Origin of the sequence: Enterobacter sp. JBIWA003 (assembly GCF_019968825.1) — a bacterium.
Lineage (GTDB): Bacteria > Pseudomonadota > Gammaproteobacteria > Enterobacterales > Enterobacteriaceae > Enterobacter > Enterobacter quasiroggenkampii.
Window position 1 is genome coordinate 2,876,264 of sequence record NZ_CP074170.1, and the last position, 16,654, is coordinate 2,892,917.

The following is a 16,654-nucleotide window of genomic DNA, read 5'->3' on the forward strand; positions in this document are numbered from 1 at the left end:
GTCCTTGCGGTTATGGGCATGAGAAACGAGGAAGCTGGAACGGGTTACGAATGCTGTTCGGCGCAAACTCCAGCGTGACCTGATGTCCGTCGACGTTGAAGGTGGCCTGACGGCTCAGGCTACCCGTGCCCGGGCTGGTGCTCGCTTTATCGAAAAAGCGGTTCAGCGCCCAGGCGTCGTTGGTGACCAGCGTCGCCGTACTGCCGTTCGCCAGCCCCAGCTGCATACGGACCTGGTTGGTGCCACCCGGCCCCGGCCAGTTCATGATCTGCACGGCCTGCGGGCCGTGGCTGTAGCGCAGCAGCTGACCGTCAACGTCCAGGGTCAGGTTCAGAATGGTGTTATCCATTCGCACGGTGCGAACCGTCACCTTGAAAGACGGCGTGGTTGCGCCGTTAGCAAAGAAGGCGTCGCGAATCGACTGGGCCTGCTGGAACGGTCTCAGCAGCCCTTCACTTCCCGGCAGCGTTTTCCCGTCAATGCCCGGCATAAAGCGCCAGTTGGCCTGCGTGGTATCCACCTTGTTGGTCAGATTGTCGCGGAAGAAGGCGTCCATCAGCCCGGTTCCCGGCGCAAACATGCGCGCGAGATCGTCCGGCGTCACCTCGGTGCTGGCGCTGCGCACCAGCGGGTAGCGACCGGCAATTGCCTGGCGGCAAAATCCGCCCACTTCGACGTTAATTCGCTTACGTACGTTTTCCAGGTCACGGCGCTGGGTGTCGCTGCTGGCGCCTACCGCCATGTTGCTGAACATGGTTTGCAGCCCGCCTGGCAGACGACCGGCGCTGGCCTGCAGACGGCTGATCGCCTCCCCGCCCGGCGCAGGCATGCCGCTGTTGGCCGCATCCTGCACGGCGGTCAGGTAGCGATAGAGTTCATCCACCTGCTTGAGAAAATCATCAAACACGATGGTCTTCCCGCCCTTCTCCAGCGGCTGCGCCAGCTCAATCATCGGCGCATAGTGGTCGGTCACCAGCTGTTCCGGTGCCTGCGTGACCACCGCGGCCTGCGTCGGTGCAGCGTCGTTGTTGCTGAACAGGGCTTCCAGCGTACGGGTGGCGCGGTTGCTTTGATCCTGCGCTTTACCCGCATCTTCCGGCGCTGGCGCATTGCGTGATAGCGTCAGGACCTGGCTCAGGTTCTGCACCAGACGGCGCAGCGGCGAGTTGGCGCCGGAGAGCAGGCGCGCGGTGTTGATGCGCTGGGAAAGGTCGGCGCTGTTATTGAGCTGGATGTCGGCGAGGAAGCGATCCCAGTTGGCGATAAAGTCGCGCATATAGAGCTGGCGCACGGCGTTATCGATCTGCTGTTTATCTTCCTGCGCCGTGGCGGCCCCCAGCACCCAGGCGTCGTCCTCGTGCAGCGCCGTAGTGACGCTGTCAATCTGGCCGTTAAAGCTTTTCCAGTAGCCGTCCGGCGTATAGAGACCCGGTACGCCCTCGCTCACCGGCTTGCCGCTTTTGCGCGAAAACACCAGCTCGCTCTGCGGTCCGCCGAGGTCGGAAAGGGAAACCGGCTTCAGGTTGTCATCATGTTCCAGCAGGCGCTTGAGGCGGCCATAGACGCGCGTGGAAAGCGGCTGCTGGTTAATCATCGCTCTTTCGCGTGCGACCAGGGATTCGTCCTGCGCGTACGGCGAGGCCTGAATTTTCGGTTCCAGCAGCTGCGTCAGATGCCATTCAAGCTGCTGCAGCTGCGCCTTCGTGACGTTCTGCGGCAGGTTACGCTGCAGGTTGAGCATCACCCATGAATGCAGGAATTTGCCGTCATAGTGTTTCGGCTGATACAGCATCTGATAGGCTTTCAGCGCTTCATAGCTGTATTCCACATCGCTGCCGTTGTCGTTGCGCAGCCAGGTGGTGATGTGCATGGCGACGGCAGGGAGCAGCATCTGATCCAGCGCTTTCTGGTACAGGGACTGGGAGGCGTTGCTGACGTCATCCCCGCGATAAAGCCCCATGCGGCGGGAGATCGGCGGATCGTTCACATCAAAGGCGTCGCTTTTCGGCAGATCCACCAGGCTATTCAGCAGTGGCAGCAATTCGAACAGGTCACGCTGAGTCTGGTTCTGTAGGGCTTTGCTCTGCTGGTCGAGCAGCGGAACCTTCGCATCCACTTCTTCCAGATAGGCCTTGTTTTTGGCATAGCTGGTGAGCCACAGCCCGCCCAGGATCGCGAGCAGAGCCAGCAGCGCCGCATAGCCTGACCAGATCACCGCCCGGTTGCGCAGCTCCCACCAGCGGTTTTCCCCGGCGATCCCGGCTTCCTGGAAGATAACGTTTTGCAGCAGGTTCTTGATGAAGAAACTCTGGCCTTTTGCGCCCGGGATTGGCGCTTCTTTGCTGACCGAATCCCAGTTATCGCTCTCTGCCCCTTCCGGCAGCGACAGCGCGCGGTTCAGTTCGCCCATCACGCGGTCGAACGGCATGCCTTCCTGCGTCCCGCTGGCGAAGTAGATCCCGCGCGGGGAGAATTCGGTTTCGAAGTTGGAGCGGGCGAAAACGGTGCTCAGGTAATCCGCCAGCAGCGGACGCAGCGCGGCGAACTCCTGCGGGAAGAGATACGCTTCTGCGCGGGTTTTCGCGTCATGCTCTTTGAGCATGGTTTCCGGCAGCCCGGCGTCGAGGCGCTGCTGCAGCAGCGAAAACTCCTGCTGGAAGTTGCCCATCAGGTCATAATCGGCGTGTTTAGTTTGTTCCCACGGCAGCGTAAAGCCCCAGATCTGGTCGCGCTGCGCTTTGTCGTAGTCGGCAAACCAGGCGCGGAAGCCTTTAAGCAGGTCGGCCTTGGTCACCATCACGTAGACCGGGAAGCGGATACCCAGCTGTTCATGCAGCTCGGACAGACGCTGACGCAGATTCACCGCCTGCTGGCGGGACGCCTCGGCTGACTGGGTGAGCAGGTCAGAAATGCTGATGGTGACGATCACGCCGTTGATCGGCTGGCGGCGGCGATACTTACGCAGTAACCCCATAAACTGCAGCCATTCCCCGGCGTCCTGCACCTGCTCGCTCTCCTGGGTGGTATAGCGACCCGCGGTATCCAGCAGCACGGCCTCGTTGGTGAACCACCAGTCGCAATTACGCGTGCCGCCAATACCCCGCAGGGCGGTCTTACCGAAACGGTCGGCCAGCGGGAACTGCAGCCCGGAGTTGACCAGCGCAGTGGTTTTACCGGATCCCGGCGCGCCGATAATGACGTACCACGGCAGCTGATAGAGGTACTGCGTGCTGAAGCGCTGCGTCCACTGGGCGCCCTGTCCCGCCTTGCTGAAGTGCGCTTTTTTCAGCACCTGCGCAGCTTCATCAAAACGGCTGGCGAGGATCTGCTCCTCGCTGTTCAGTCGCTTCTGCGGATCCGCCGCTTCCGGGCTGGCGGTATTCTCTTTGAGCTTGTCCATCAGCTTACGGTTCAGCCAGGCGTTGTACAGGCGCGGCAGAATATGGCCCTGCGCCCAGAGCAGATAGACCACGGCGATACTGATGATGCGGTTCTGTTCCGATTCAAGCGGTCGGGTGTCCACGATGGACAGCAGCGGTCCAATCATCCAGATCACCGCCGCCAGCGCCGTGACGCCGAGGAAGCTCCACAGAATGCGGTTAGTCAGTATGGAAAGAAGAGTCGTCAGCATTCCTTAGTTTCCTTGCGGCAATCCGTTCAGCTCGGCCTGGGTATTTTCAGGCGACACCAGCAGAGTAATTTCCACACGGCGGTTACGGGCGCGGTTTTCAGGCGTCGTGTTCGGCGCTACCGGGTTAATCTCGCCCCGCCCTTCCGCTTTCACGCGGCCAGGCTGAGAGAGGCTTCCCTGCAGCATTTTCTGTACCGAGCGAGCGCGTTCCAGAGAGAGTTCATAGTTAGAGGCAAAGCGCGCGCTGCGGATCGGCACGTTGTCGCTGTAGCCCACCACCAGAATTTTGCCGCTCACGTTATTCATCGCCTGCGCGATGCGGTGGATGACCGGTTCATAGCGGTCACGCACGACGGTCGAGGCAGAGGCAAACAGCCCGTCGCCTTTCAGGATAACCACGCTGCGATCCGCTTCGTCTTTCACCGCAACGAGGCCAGCCTCGATTTCCGGTTTCAGGAAGCCGCGCAGGTTCAGCACCGCCGGAAGCTGACGCGCCGGCTGCTGAATAGTGGTTTCCGGCAGCTGTGACTGGTAAATCTTCGCCAGCACAGGGTTGGTGCTGTCGCCAAGACGCCAGTTAAGCACGATATAAAACAGGCAGGCAATAAACCCGGCCAGCGCCACACAGGCCCACAGGGGGACCATGGGCCGCCAGAGCTTGCGCAGCACCGGACGATCTTCCGGATGGGGAGAAAGCGGCGGCGGATAGCTGCCGCGCACGCCGCGGATCATCTGCCACAGCCTCTGCTTGATGGTCTCAAGCTGGGTGCGGCCATTGTCCAGCACCCGATAGCGCCCTTCGAAACCGAGCAGCAGACAGTAGTTAATCATCTCCAGCAGCAGAATGTGCTCGCGCGGGTTTTGCGACAGGCGCGCCAGCAGCTGGAAGAACTTCTCGCCGCCCCAGGTTTCGTTATGGAACGTCACCAGCAGGCCATTGCTTGACCAGACCCCGCTGCTGCCCCAGGGGGTGAGCGCGGCAGCCTCATCGAGTGCCGTACACAGGCAGTAGCGTGCCCCGACGATCACTTCGTAGGGCAGCCCCGCCTGCTGGCAACGGACTTCGAAACGGCGAATTTCATCGATCAGGCGCTGGCGTAGCGCCACCTGATCGTCATGCGATACCGAATGACGGATCTGCGGAATCGCATTGAGCAGCGGATTGGCGGCCGCCACCAGCTGATTGTTGCTACTAGCCCCGGTGAACGCGGCATCGCTGCCGGTATCCTGTCGTTCCTGCATATTAAGCGCTCGCTTTATTATTCTGTCGGGCTACGGATGGCCCAAAACTCCATATCCAGCCCCGGGAACTCCCCTGCAAGGTGCAGGGCGAATGCGCCGGACTTATCCATCTCGTGCCACAGCTCGCTGCCCTTCTCGAGCTCGAAGTAGCTGTAGCCGGCATGCCACGGGATCTGCGGCGGTGCGACCGGCATGGCGCGCAGCATAATGCCCGGCAGCTGAAGCTGAACCAGATCGCGGATTTTCGACACCGGTGCGACCTTCATCTGCGCCGGGAAATGGGTTTGCAGGTGTTCGCCCGGCACATTGGCTTTGACCGCCAGCACGAAGCCGAACTCACGCACCATGCTGGTTTCAGGCACCGTGGCGATGTTGAGGCCGTGAGAGCGTTCGTTAAGCGGCAGCTGGATCGCGTGGTCTTCCATCACCAGCGACAGCCCCTGACGCAGCATCAGCATCAGCTTGCTGAAGCAGTTTGCCAGATCGTCATGATCGTAAATCGGCAGCACGCTTTCAGCGGTCCGCTGCGATGTCCAGGTGGCAAGTTCGGTCGCGAACGGCAGCCAGCTGCGCCAGAGCGTTTCCGGGTGCAGCAGCGGAAGGGTTTTTAAATGAGACACCTCGCCAAGGTGACGGTTAACCAGCGACAGCAGCGTGAACTCGATCAGTTCAGAGGTGTTAAAGCGGCCGGGCTGGCGCAAACGGCCGCCAATTTGCTGGCTGCGCTGCACCAGCAAGCCGTGCAGATCGTTGATCATGCTGTAGATCTGCGGGCTGTTATTGGCATTCAGCATCGGCGGGATGTAGCTGTTGTCGAGCCGCACGTGGTTGTCGTTACGCTTCTCGGTCACAAACGCCACGCCGATGGCGGTCCACTCTGCCGTGAGGTCTTTTTCGAGCATCAGGGTCAGACGCAGGCGGCCAAACTGAACGGTGGCATCCCCCACCGACATGGCGTTATCGTCTTCCACCTCTTGCTCAAACGCGATAAAGCGCGCCAGCGAGGCCGGCTCTTCGCTGAAAATCACCTCTTCTCTCTCACCACGACGAACCGGCAGTGCGAGCACCACTTTTTCGTTGGTGAGATTGTCAGGAATTTTCAACGGTACAGGACCGTTGCGCCCGTTACGGACCTGGAAAAAGGTGCCGTCCGGCAGCAGCCCACTGCAGTAGCTCAGGGCTATGCATCCCTGACGAAGCATCGCTTCATCCAGTTCAACGTCGAGAAAGCCCCAGAGATACGATCGCTGCAGCGCGCCCCATTCACGAACATGGTTGAGCAGATAGCTTTCAGTCCGCTGAAAATGGTGTGGACGCAGGAACATGCCTTCGGTCCAGACGACCTTTTCTGCTTTCGTCATGATGATGTGTTTCCTGTTTTGAAGCGCGTTACTGGCTGATGACCCGAATGCCGTTCACGTCGAGAAAAACGTTGGCCTGAAGTTCATCTGCGGACCATTTCCAGAACTGGTAGATATGATTTTCGCCAGGCACGGGCAGAGGGAGTGAAACGCGCCATTTTTTGCCATCCAGCACCTGATACTCCGCCATCACGCCGATGTAGCGAGCCTCCGGCGAGCTTTGCCCGCTGAGGGTTTTTGACAGCAGTCCCGGCATCAGGAAGAACACATCGCTGTTCAGCAGATTCGCGCCAAGCGTAGCTGACGCGTTGTTCTGCAGGGAGTAGAAGTCGCTGGACATGAAATCCGCATCGGATTTCAGCAACAGTACCCGGACCTTAAGCGGCGCAGATTCATTGATTTGTGGATGAGCCTGAAACTGCAGATTGTAGCGGGAGGGGTCGCTGTGTGAAGACGACGTACAACCACTGACCAGCGCGAAAATCATCGCGTAAAAGGGTAACCACAGCTTATGAAAATTTTTATTATTCATAAAAATGCGCTCATGAAAGCCGTTTAGTTCAGGATCCAGGTACCGTTAGCGCTGTCTTTGCAGGCTTTGCTGTTACCGTCGACATCAACACAGGTCGCTTTTTTACGCACCTTTGGACGAATAGCCTGTTTACGCACGGTGGCTTCATACTGATCGGCCTTGATAACGGCGCGCATCGGAACGTAACCAATCAGCTGTTCGTTACCTTCATCGGCAAGCGCCATCCAGTAGTGTTCAACCTGCCCCAGCACCACGTACGTTTTTCCGGTCTCGAGAGTGCGGATAACTTTACCGCCAAAGTCAGGACGGCTCATCAGGGAGGCCGGATACATGGCACGATACGGCTCGTTAACCGGGTTGAACTCCGTCGGCGCCGTCACAGCGTGACGGTGGGTTAAGGTGACGCCGTTGACCTGGCTGGTCTCGATCGTATCGTCGTTGATCACAGGTTTCTGCGGTGCTTTACAGCCCGCCACCGCCATTACAAACAGAAGTGAAAACAGTACGCGCATTTTCATATGCTTTTCCGTAGCGATATTTCGATGATGGAGATAAGGGGATGAAGTTTGACTTAAGTGCTATTGTTAAAATAGCCAGGATATTTTCGGGGCGTTACTACTTTAAGGGCATAGCTACCGCACGAGCCTTTCAGAATAAGGCCCAGTGTCTTCCTGACATATTTTGACAAACGGTAAACAAGTTTACATGAGCTTCGTATCAATTCAATATTTACCGCCGCGCAACTGTTGGTAAATGAAGCAGTCGGAAAATTATAGGATTAATCCTATGATAAAAAACGATATGGCCCACCCTTTCTTATTTCTTCACCACAAAACTACATAACTTTATGTTTTATCTATTAAAAAACACAAAGGAGAACCACTTTCATTAACGCAATCACGCTATTATCGCCACTACCATAATTAGTAGAATTCGCGTTTTTTTGATGTCAAAGGAATATATCTCTGATGAATTATTTGTTGCACTAACAGGGTATCTTTAATATTGAAGACGCTTCATCGCCTGGGTGAGAATATTTCACTTATGCAGCAAGATGTTAATTTCATGCCGCAAAAAAAGCGTATATTTTCGGCCGTAATAATTCCACTGTCAGGTGTACCTTATATCTATTATTCATTAAGCGTGAGTAAACCTTCCTGCCATTCTCTCAATTGAAAAATGCCTCCAGCAGCCCACCAGCCGCGAATCGCGGCGATATCTCCAGCGCATCAGCTTCATTCGAAGTTTTACTGGCGCTACATACTTTCCTGCTCACCGCCATCTATCTCGCCTACCGGACGATAGATAAGATTTATTATTAAAATGATAAAAATTCGTTATAATTTCTTTAAATATTTAAACACCAGACCAGATAAATTACTGTAATAAAAAGAGTTTGCGTTAAGGCACTTTTCCGTTCCGTATGTGCGTTGCCATTCGGTCGTCATTGCTTTCACCTATTGCTCTCGTCAGTGATTTTTTGAGCTCAGGCGTTGTGTGATCGAACAAATCAGGAGTGGGTATGAACAAGAAAAGACGCTCGGTGCCAGGCATCAGACACTATGACGGCCCTGCTGGCGGCTGGGGCGCATTGAAAGCAACGGCCATTGCGGTACGCACCCAAATGGATACCCTTGACGCCCCCGCGACGCTGCTCCGCACCAACCAACCTGACGGCTTCGACTGCCCGGGCTGCGCGTGGCCTGATAAAGAACACAAATCGACGTTCCAGTTCTGCGAGAACGGCGCCAAAGCGGTGACCTGGGAAGCAACCAGCAAACGCGTCACCCCCGCGTTTCTGGCCGAAAACAGCGTCTCCTCGCTGCTGGCAAAATCGGACTTTGAGCTGGAAGGCTACGGTCGACTCACGCACCCCCTGCGCTATGATCGGGCGAGCGACACCTTCCGCCCCGTCGACTGGGACGCGGCGTTTCAACGCATCGGCGAAGTATTGCGCGGGCTCGAGCCGGACCAGGTCGAGTTCTATACCTCCGGACGCGCCTCTAACGAAGCAGCTTATCTGTTCCAGCTGTTTGCTCGCGAATACGGCACCAACAACTTCCCCGACTGCTCGAATATGTGTCACGAGGCCACCAGCGTCGGTTTGCCCCGTTCGATCGGGATTGGGAAAGGGACCGTCTCGCTGGATGACTTTGATAAGACTGAACTGGTGATCTCCATCGGCCATAACCCCGGCACTAACCATCCGCGCATGATGGGGACCCTCCACGAGCTGGCCCGCCGCAACGTGCCGATTATCGTCTTTAACCCGCTGCGCGAGCGCGCCCTGGAACGTTTTGCGGATCCGCAGAGCGTGATTGAAATGGCGACCTACAGCTCCACGGATATCGCCTCGACCTATTTCCAGGTGAAGGCCGGAGGCGATGCCGCCGCGCTGAAAGGGATTGCCAAACACCTGCTGGAAATGGAGGCCGAACGCGGGGACGTGCTCGATCGCACGTTTATTGCCGAACACACCCAGGGCTTTGAGGACTTTGCCGACGATATCGCGCAAACCCGCTGGAACGACATTGAGCGCGAGTCGGGTCTGAGCCAGGCGGCACTCAAACAGGTGGCTGAGGCCTATGCGAAATCGAATGCCACCATCATTACCTACGGGATGGGCATTACCCAGCACAATAAAGGGACGGCCAACGTCCGCCTGATCGCTGACGTGCTGCTGATGCGCGGGAATATCGGCAAGCCCGGCGCGGGAATATGCCCGCTGCGCGGTCACTCAAACGTGCAGGGGAACCGTACCGTCGGGATTAGCGAGAAACCCACGCCGGCCTTCCTGAACAGTCTGAAGGATGTATTCGGCTTTGAGCCACCGTCTCACCACGGCCATGACGCGGTGCAGGCCACGCAGGCGATGATCGACGGCCGCGCAAAAGCGCTCATTTGCCTCGGCGGTAATTTTGCGGTAGCGATGCCCGATCATGAACGCGGCTTTCCGGCCATGGGCTCCCTCGATTTGAGCGTTCACGTCGGGACCAAGTTGAACCGTACCCATTTGCTGGTGGGCAAAGAGACCTTTATTTTCCCGTGTCTTGGCCGTACCGAGCTGGATATTCAGGCCACCGGCCGCCAGTCCATTACCGTCGAAGACTCGATGTCGATGGTGCACGCCTCATCCGGCAAGCTAAAACCCGCCTCGCCGTTGCTTCGGTCAGAACCCGCTATCGTCGCGGGCATGGCAAAAGCCACCCTGCCGGATACCCGCGTGGACTGGCTGACGCTGGTTGAGGATTACGACCGGATCCGCGATCTGATCGAGCAGACCATTCCGGGCTTTGAGAACTACAACGCGCGGATCCGCGTTCCCGGCGGCTTCCGTATGCCGCTGCCGCCAACGCAACGTCTCTGGCCAACGGCGACGGGAAAAGCGATGTTCTCGGTCTTCGACGGCGTACATGAGAACGCCAGCGGTGAAGGAGAGCACGTTCTGCGCCTGATCACGCTGCGCAGCCACGACCAGTACAACACCACCATTTACGCGCTGGATGACCGCTACCGTGGCGTGTTTGGCCGTCGCGACGTGCTGTTTATGAACGAAGACGATATGGCGCAGTCAGGGCTGGAACACGGCGACCGCGTGGATATCGAAACCGCCCTGCCCGGCAACGGACAGCGTCTGGAAGATATTACCGTGGTGGCGTACAACATCGCGCCGGGGACCGTCGGGGCCTATTATCCGGAGGCCAACGTGCTGGTACCGCTTGATTATCTGGATAAGGACAGCGGTACGCCGTCGTATAAATCCGTTCCGGTTCGCATCACCCTGCGCTCAAAAGAGATCCGCATGCTGTAAGGCTGTTCGCGCAGAGAAAAAGATGGATATTAAACAGTTAAAATATTTAATCGCGCTCGACGAGACCCGCCATTTTGGCAAGGCGGCCTCGCAGTGCAACATCACCCAGCCGACCCTCTCCATGCGCATCCGCAGCCTGGAAGAGGAACTGGGGCTGGTGCTGATTGTGCGCGGGCAGCGCTTTGAAGGGTTTACGCCGGAGGGTGAACGCATCCTCGCATGGGCCCGCGCGCTGCTGGCCGCGCATGACGGGCTACAGGCGGAAGCCGCGCTGTGCAAAGGCCAGGTGGTGGGGGAACTCCGTCTGGGGATGGTGCCGCTGGCGAGTGTGGATCCGATGATCTTTATTCGCCTGCTGACGCAAAAATACCCGGAGCTGACCTATAGCCTCTATTCCATGTCCTCCGCGCAGATTGCCGACGGCGTCAGCCGCAATCAGCTTGAGCTGGGGATTTGCTATCTCAACAGCATCGACACCAGCCAGTTCGATATTATCCAGCTTCCCAAAACGAAGATGGGCCTGCTGCACGACGTCCGCCATTTCCAGCTCGGCCAGGAGAAATTGACCTGGCGCGACCTGACGGATTTTCCGCTGGGGTTTCTGACCAAAGGGATGCATTACCGGGCGCATATGGAGGCCAGCTTTCAGTCTGCTGGCATTGAACCGAGGTCCGTTTTCGAGAGCGACTCCACGTTCCAGATCATTCAGGCGGTGCAAAGCGGCGTATGCTGCGCCGTGATGCCGCTGAACAACGGACTGGAAGATCTGAACAGCCATTTCAGGATTGTCCCCATCGCCGATGCGAACATTGAGGCCCCTGTCGGCCTGATTATGCGCAGGCAAAAACCGGTCTCCTCGCTGGCGCTGCGCTGCTTTACCGACGCGCAGGAGATTTATTACGCCAGCAATGAGGCGTAGGCCTGACGCGTCACGACGCTAAACCCCTCAATCAGTACCGCGTCGCAAACGGCCCGGTGTTCCGGCAAACTCACCAGCGCGTGGAGCGCATCGCGAAGGGCGTTCAGGGTGTCAGGCGAAGTGTGGGGCGAGGTAATGAGCGGCAGCCCTGGCGTCAGCGGGGTACGGTCAATGACCGCCAGCCCCGTCAGACTTTCCGGTTCGTGACGCTGCAGCAGTGCCCAGGTGACACAGTCGATGGCCGCGATATCCCCTGCTCCGCGTTTGACATCCTTCAGCGACTGGCGATGGCTGCCGCTAAAGGACGTTTGCGCGAAAAACGGACCGTCCGCCGCCAGAGGCGCTACTTTTTTTCGCAGCGCATTGTAGCCGGACTGCGAGTCCGCAGAGTTACAGACCGCTCGTCGGCCGCGAAAATCCGCCAGCGTGAGATGCCGATCCTCCTCGCGCACCACCAGAAAGCTGCGGTACTGGATCCCTTCGCAGCCCGGGGCCGCGTAGTGAAAACAGCCGACAACCTGCACGTCCGGAAGCTGCGTGACCAGCGGGTAACCGCAGGTCTGGCTGAGGATAAGCCCGGGCTGTTGCCAGTGCGTGAGCAGATCGGACTCCGGCCCGTCGGGGAGATCATCGACGGGCACACCGCGTGCGGCCAGCAGCCCCTTTACCGCCAGCCAGAGCGCACGCGTGTCGGCGCGATCCACCGCATACATGGGAAACGCCAGCAGGTTACTCATACCCTTCTCCCTGTTGCTTTCCGGGGTGAACGGTGACGTCGACGGGACTGAACCAGAACCGGCGCAGCCATTCACCGTAGCCCCTGACCAGAAAACCGCGGTTTCGCTCCCGGTACGCCTCCCGGTTTTGCTGGTAGATCGCCTTCAGTCCGTACCACGGCACCCCCGGTAGATCATGATGTACTGAATGATAGTTGAGATTCAAAAACAGTATCCGCCAGAACAGCCCGGCCTCGTTAATGACGGAGCGCGCCAGCGGATCGTCCGCCGCACGATGTTCGAAAAACGATCGTACCTTGGTCAGCGCCAGCGCCGGATAACTGACCGCCAGCACAAACCAGACGGGTGAAAAACCGACGTATGTCATCCAGGCGAAGAGTGCCGCCAGCAGCGTGATGTGAACCAGCCACATCGTGATCGCCCGCAGGTGAAGATGACGAAACGCCGCCACGCCGCTGCCCAGCGTCTGGACGATATCCAGCAGCGGCGCCAGCAGAAGCCGCCCGGCAAAGGTATTTCGGGCCCGGATCAGGCGCTTCTGCCAGGGAGAAAAGCGCGCCCAGCTCGCCTCGGTAAAATAGTACGACTCCGGGTCATCCACCGGATGGGTCAGGCTATCGTACCGATGGTGGGCCAGATGGGAATCCCGGTACAGGCCGTACGGGTACCAGACCGCCAGCGGGAGCGTGCCGAACAGCTGGTTAAGCCAGGCAAAACGGGTGGGATGCCCGTGGATCAGCTCATGCTGCAACGACATATACCAGGCGGTAAACCCGATGAGCAGCAGCGTGGCGGGCAGCAGGCCGAGCGTTTGCCAGAACGCCAGCGTGGCAAACCAGCCCGCATAAATCGTGAACATTACCAGCCAGGTGGGCAGTTCGCTTCGCCACAAGAAACCCGACGCGAGGCGGTGGATTTGATTGCGTTGTTGTGGATGTAAATAGAGGGAGCTTCGTTTACTCATTCCTTCAGACGCCGTTTCGCCAGAGACAGAGCCCTGAAGATCGGGGATAACGCCTGAAATAACAAAGAACTTAAATCGCTTTGCTTTGCCAGAAACACAGAGCGCACGCGTCGCTTGACTTATTCTGTATTAAAGGTACTTTTCAGGACATGAAGAAGATCCTGATTATCGTTCCCGACGGCGGCATGCTGTTTGAAGCCGCCGGTATCGCCGACATTCTGATGCAGGCCAACCGGCTGCATCCGGAAGGGCTTGCGCAGCCCCGCTACCGGATTATCATCGCCACCACGCAGCCTCACCAGGTGATCCACGGCCAGTCCGGTCTGAACCTGCTGGCGGACTATCGGCTTCCGGAGCTGGATCCGCGCGAACCGCTGGACACCATTATCATCACCGGACGCGGTATGAACGAACAGGAAAGCACCGCCGTAGTCGACTGGCTGCACCTCGCTGCGCCGCACGCCCGACGGATCGCCTCTATCTGCGGCGGCGCGATGCTGCTGGCCCAGACCGGCTTGCTGGACGGTCGTCGCGCCACCACCCACTGGCGGATGCTGGAGACCATGCAAGCCCAGTACCCGTCAATCCAGGTTGAAGGCGGCCCACTCTACATTCAGGACGGCCCCATCTGGACCTCCGGCGGCGTGAGTTCCGGGTTCGACCTGACCCTGGCGCTGGTGGAGGACGACTACGGATTTACCCTCGCCCGCGACGTGGCGCAGGATATGGTGATGTATCTGCGACGTCCCGGCGGACAGCTGCAGTTCAGCCGCTACAGCCTGCAGCAGCCCGGCACAGCAGGGCCGATAGGCGAGGTGCAAAGCTGGATCCTGCAGAACCTCACCGCCGATCTGTGCGTGGAGAACTTGGCCGAGAAAGCGGCGATGAGCCCGCGTAACTTCACCCGCGTGTTTACCCGCGAGGCCGGGGTCTCGCCTGCCCGCTACGTGACCGAAGCGCGTCTGGCCGCCGCCCGCCAACTGCTTGAACAGACCCGCGATCCCCTTGAACGCGTTGCTGAGCAAAGCGGCTTTGGCACCAGCATTAACTTGCGCCGCATCTTTGAGAAACAGCTTCACCTCACGCCCGGAGAATACCGCCAGCGCTTTCATTGCCGCAAGATGGCGTAATCTGATCCTTTTTTGTCGTTTACGCCAACCGGCCCGACGCCTACAGTGACTCCAGACAACAGAAGATAAGGAGTGCACCATGGTTAAGGTCGGTATTAACGGTTTCGGCCGTATCGGACGTAATGTCCTGCGCGCGGCGCTGGGCAACCCGGCGCTTCAGATTGTGGCCATCAACGATCTGACAGACAGTAAAACCCTCGCCCATCTGCTGAAACATGATTCCCTTCTGGGCAAGCTGCCCGCGCCCGTTGAAGCGGCTGACGGCGCGCTGCAGGTAGACGGCCAGCGGATCGCCGTATTTAGCGAACGCGATCCGGCGAATATCCCGTGGCGTGATGCCGGGGTAGACGTGGTGATTGAAGCCACCGGCTTCTTCACTGAACGGGAGAAAGCGGCGGTGCATATCACCCACGGCGGCGCTAAGCGCGTCATCATTTCCGCTCCCGCGAAAAACGACGACCTGACGATTGTGATGGGCGTCAACCATGATCAGTACGATCCCGACCGGCACACGGTGGTAAGCAACGGGAGTTGCACCACGAACGGTCTGGCACCAGCCGCTCAGGTGCTGCACCAGCAGTTCGGGATTGAGCATGGCCTGATGAACACGACGCACGCCTACACCAACAGCCAGGCGCTGCACGATCAGCCGGAAAAAGATCTGCGCGGTGCACGCGCGGCGGCGCTGTCGATTGTGCCCTACTCCAGCGGCGCGGCGAAAGCGCTGGGGAAAGTGATTCCCTCCCTGGACGGCAAGCTGACCGGGTACTCCCTGCGCGTGCCGGTGCCGGTGGTATCGATTGTCGATTTAACCGTGACGCTGAGCCGCAACGTGACCGCCGAAGAGGTGAATGACGCGTTCCGCAACGCGGCCGCCAGCGGCCCCCTGAAAGATATCCTGGGTTATAGCGATGAACCGCTGGTGTCCAGCGATTACCAGGGAGACCCGCGATCGTCAATTATCGACGGGCTTTCCACGCTGGTCATTGGCGGAAACATGGTGAAGATCCTGGCGTGGTATGACAACGAGTGGGGCTTCTCTAACCGCCTGGTGGATCTGGCGGTGCTGATGGATAAGAAAGGGCTGTAAGCCTGAGGCCGGGTGGCGCGAACGCTCACCCGGCAAAAAATCACTCCGCTTTCACTTTCACACCCATAAACACAATCACCATCGCCGTCACCAGCAGGAAACCGCTGCCCGCGAACACGCCGCTGGCGCCATTAAGATCAAACACTGCCCCACCTCCGGCCGCACCGGCGCTTATCGCCAGCTGGATTGAGGCCACCAGCAGCCCCCCTGCACTTTCGGCTTCATCCGGAACGGTGGTCGCAAGCCAGGTGGACCAGCCCACCGGAACCAAGCCAAATGCAAAGCCCCACAGCGCAACCAGCAGCCCGTCCAGCATGGCCAGATGACCAAAGGCGACCATCATGAGCGCGAGAACGCCCATCGCAAACGGCACCAGCGCCAGCGTCAGGCGCAGATTACGTGCCAGCAGATGCCCGGCCACGGAGGTGCCCACAAAGTTGGCGATACCAAAGCCCAGCAGGATCAGTGAAATGGTCTCCACGCTCGCCTGGCCCACCGTCTCCAGGAACGGACGCAGGTAGGTAAAGAAAGCGAAATGGCCGCTGAAGATCAGGATGGTTGCCAGCATGCCGCCGATCATCCCCGGACGGCGCAGCACGCGGAACAGCGTACTCAGGCTACCGCTGCTCTCCGGCTTCATGGACGGCAGCACCCAGAGCTGCCACAGCAGCGCCAGCATGCTCGGCAGAATGCAGAGTACAAAGACGTTGCGCCAGCCGATCAGGCTGCCCAGATAGCTGCCCAGCGGCGCCGCGACTACCGTGGCAATCGATACGCTGGAGAAGATCACCGCCAGCGCTTTCGGCACTTTATCTGCCGGAACCAGACGCATCGTCGTGGCCGTCGACATCGCCCAGAATCCCCCGATCGCTATCCCCAGAAGCAGGCGCCCCATTAGCAGGACGTGCAGGTTGGGCGCAAAGGCCACCAGCAGGCTGGAGATAATTTGCAGCACCGAGAAAAACATCAGAACCCAGCGGCGGTCGATACTCTTGGTTGCCGGGGTGATCAGCAATCCGGTGACCAGCGCCACCAGCGCGGTGGCGGTGACAGCTTGTCCAGCCATCCCCTCGGTAACGCCCAGGCTCGCGGCCATGGGGGTTAACAAGCTGGCGGGCAGAAATTCGGCCGTAATCAAACCAAATACCCCCAGCCCCAGTGAATAGACGGCCCGCCAGGCGGGTTTTGCAGGCGCTACCGCCTCGCTCGCCGCGACACATGAACTCATCTGTTGATC

12 protein-coding genes are annotated in these 16,654 nt (G+C 58.8%); 4 read left to right on the top strand and 8 right to left on the bottom strand.

The window, feature by feature from the left end; translation table 11 throughout:
- Window positions 1-10: 10 nt before the first annotated feature.
- The 5 genes from tssM to KGP25_RS13885 are packed head-to-tail and all read right to left on the bottom strand — an operon-like array spanning window position 11 to window position 7,284.
- Window positions 11-3,631, bottom strand: a complete 3,621-nt coding sequence (gene tssM, locus KGP25_RS13865) for a type VI secretion system membrane subunit TssM (RefSeq protein ID WP_223539143.1) — start codon at window positions 3,629-3,631, stop codon at window positions 11-13.
- A gap of 3 nt (window positions 3,632-3,634) precedes the next feature.
- Window positions 3,635-4,873 (bottom strand): DotU family type VI secretion system protein, encoded by a 1,239-nt coding sequence (locus KGP25_RS13870; RefSeq protein ID WP_045908263.1) that lies wholly within the window; start codon window positions 4,871-4,873, stop codon window positions 3,635-3,637.
- A 17-nt stretch (window positions 4,874-4,890) separates the two neighbouring features.
- Window positions 4,891-6,234 carry a type VI secretion system baseplate subunit TssK gene (gene tssK / locus KGP25_RS13875; RefSeq protein WP_029740099.1) on the bottom strand — a complete coding sequence of 448 codons (1,344 nt, stop codon included), beginning with the start codon at window positions 6,232-6,234 and terminating at the stop codon, window positions 4,891-4,893.
- Between the two features lie 28 nt (window positions 6,235-6,262).
- Window positions 6,263-6,766 carry a type VI secretion system lipoprotein TssJ gene (gene tssJ / locus KGP25_RS13880; protein WP_223539144.1) on the bottom strand — a complete coding sequence of 168 codons (504 nt, stop codon included), beginning with the start codon at window positions 6,764-6,766 and terminating at the stop codon, window positions 6,263-6,265.
- 23 nt (window positions 6,767-6,789) lie between these two features.
- Window positions 6,790-7,284, bottom strand: coding sequence for a hypothetical protein (locus KGP25_RS13885; RefSeq protein WP_045908262.1), 495 nt, complete (start codon window positions 7,282-7,284; stop codon window positions 6,790-6,792).
- 1,004 nt (window positions 7,285-8,288) lie between these two features.
- Here KGP25_RS13885 and KGP25_RS13890 point away from each other — a divergent pair.
- Together KGP25_RS13890 and KGP25_RS13895 are read left to right on the top strand one after the other, a co-directional pair.
- Complete coding sequence (locus KGP25_RS13890) at window positions 8,289-10,577, top strand: FdhF/YdeP family oxidoreductase (RefSeq protein WP_223539145.1); 2,289 nt, start codon at window positions 8,289-8,291, stop codon at window positions 10,575-10,577.
- Window positions 10,578-10,599: 22 nt separating this feature from the next.
- Entirely contained in the window at window positions 10,600-11,496 is an 897-nt protein-coding gene (locus KGP25_RS13895) for a LysR family transcriptional regulator (RefSeq protein ID WP_048223686.1), read from the top strand.
- Here the strand turns inward: KGP25_RS13895 and KGP25_RS13900 are convergent.
- Window positions 11,475-12,233 carry a PhnD/SsuA/transferrin family substrate-binding protein gene (locus KGP25_RS13900; RefSeq protein WP_223539146.1) on the bottom strand — a complete coding sequence of 253 codons (759 nt, stop codon included), beginning with the start codon at window positions 12,231-12,233 and terminating at the stop codon, window positions 11,475-11,477. The two genes, KGP25_RS13895 and KGP25_RS13900, sit on opposite strands and share 22 nt — an antisense overlap.
- On the bottom strand, window positions 12,226-13,197 hold the full coding sequence (locus KGP25_RS13905) for a fatty acid desaturase (protein WP_223539147.1): 972 nt from the start codon (window positions 13,195-13,197) through the stop codon (window positions 12,226-12,228). The genes KGP25_RS13900 and KGP25_RS13905 overlap by 8 nt, the downstream gene beginning before the upstream one ends.
- 149 nt (window positions 13,198-13,346) lie before the next feature.
- Here KGP25_RS13905 and KGP25_RS13910 point away from each other — a divergent pair, with 149 nt between their 5' ends.
- Together KGP25_RS13910 and gap are read left to right on the top strand one after the other, a co-directional pair.
- On the top strand, window positions 13,347-14,327 hold the full coding sequence (locus tag KGP25_RS13910; protein WP_223539148.1) for a GlxA family transcriptional regulator: 981 nt from the start codon (window positions 13,347-13,349) through the stop codon (window positions 14,325-14,327).
- 79 nt (window positions 14,328-14,406) lie between these two features.
- Window positions 14,407-15,417 (top strand): type I glyceraldehyde-3-phosphate dehydrogenase, encoded by a 1,011-nt coding sequence (gene gap, locus KGP25_RS13915; protein WP_045908256.1) that lies wholly within the window; start codon window positions 14,407-14,409, stop codon window positions 15,415-15,417.
- Between the two features lie 40 nt (window positions 15,418-15,457).
- Here the strand turns inward: gap and KGP25_RS13920 are convergent, their stop codons facing one another.
- Window positions 15,458-16,645 (bottom strand): MFS transporter, encoded by a 1,188-nt coding sequence (locus KGP25_RS13920; RefSeq protein WP_032675011.1) that lies wholly within the window; start codon window positions 16,643-16,645, stop codon window positions 15,458-15,460.
- Between the last annotated feature and the right edge of the window lie 9 nt (window positions 16,646-16,654).

What these genes read in the sequence shown, in the direction of transcription:
- KGP25_RS13910 (WP_223539148.1), top strand. Translation starts at nt 13,347, where the DNA reads ATGAAGAAGATCCTGATTATCGTTCCCGACGGCGGCATGCTGTTTGAA.
- KGP25_RS13895 (WP_048223686.1), top strand. Translation starts at nt 10,600, where the DNA reads ATGGATATTAAACAGTTAAAATATTTAATCGCGCTCGACGAGACCCGC.
- KGP25_RS13890 (WP_223539145.1), top strand. Translation starts at nt 8,289, where the DNA reads ATGAACAAGAAAAGACGCTCGGTGCCAGGCATCAGACACTATGACGGC.
- KGP25_RS13885 (WP_045908262.1), bottom strand. Translation starts at nt 7,284, where the DNA reads ATGAAAATGCGCGTACTGTTTTCACTTCTGTTTGTAATGGCGGTGGCG.
- KGP25_RS13905 (WP_223539147.1), bottom strand. Translation starts at nt 13,197, where the DNA reads ATGAGTAAACGAAGCTCCCTCTATTTACATCCACAACAACGCAATCAA.
- gap (WP_045908256.1), top strand. Translation starts at nt 14,407, where the DNA reads ATGGTTAAGGTCGGTATTAACGGTTTCGGCCGTATCGGACGTAATGTC.
- tssM (WP_223539143.1), bottom strand. Translation starts at nt 3,631, where the DNA reads ATGCTGACGACTCTTCTTTCCATACTGACTAACCGCATTCTGTGGAGC.
- KGP25_RS13900 (WP_223539146.1), bottom strand. Translation starts at nt 12,233, where the DNA reads ATGAGTAACCTGCTGGCGTTTCCCATGTATGCGGTGGATCGCGCCGAC.
- tssJ (WP_223539144.1), bottom strand. Translation starts at nt 6,766, where the DNA reads ATGAATAATAAAAATTTTCATAAGCTGTGGTTACCCTTTTACGCGATG.
- tssK (WP_029740099.1), bottom strand. Translation starts at nt 6,234, where the DNA reads ATGACGAAAGCAGAAAAGGTCGTCTGGACCGAAGGCATGTTCCTGCGT.
- KGP25_RS13870 (WP_045908263.1), bottom strand. Translation starts at nt 4,873, where the DNA reads ATGCAGGAACGACAGGATACCGGCAGCGATGCCGCGTTCACCGGGGCT.
- KGP25_RS13920 (WP_032675011.1), bottom strand. Translation starts at nt 16,645, where the DNA reads ATGAGTTCATGTGTCGCGGCGAGCGAGGCGGTAGCGCCTGCAAAACCC.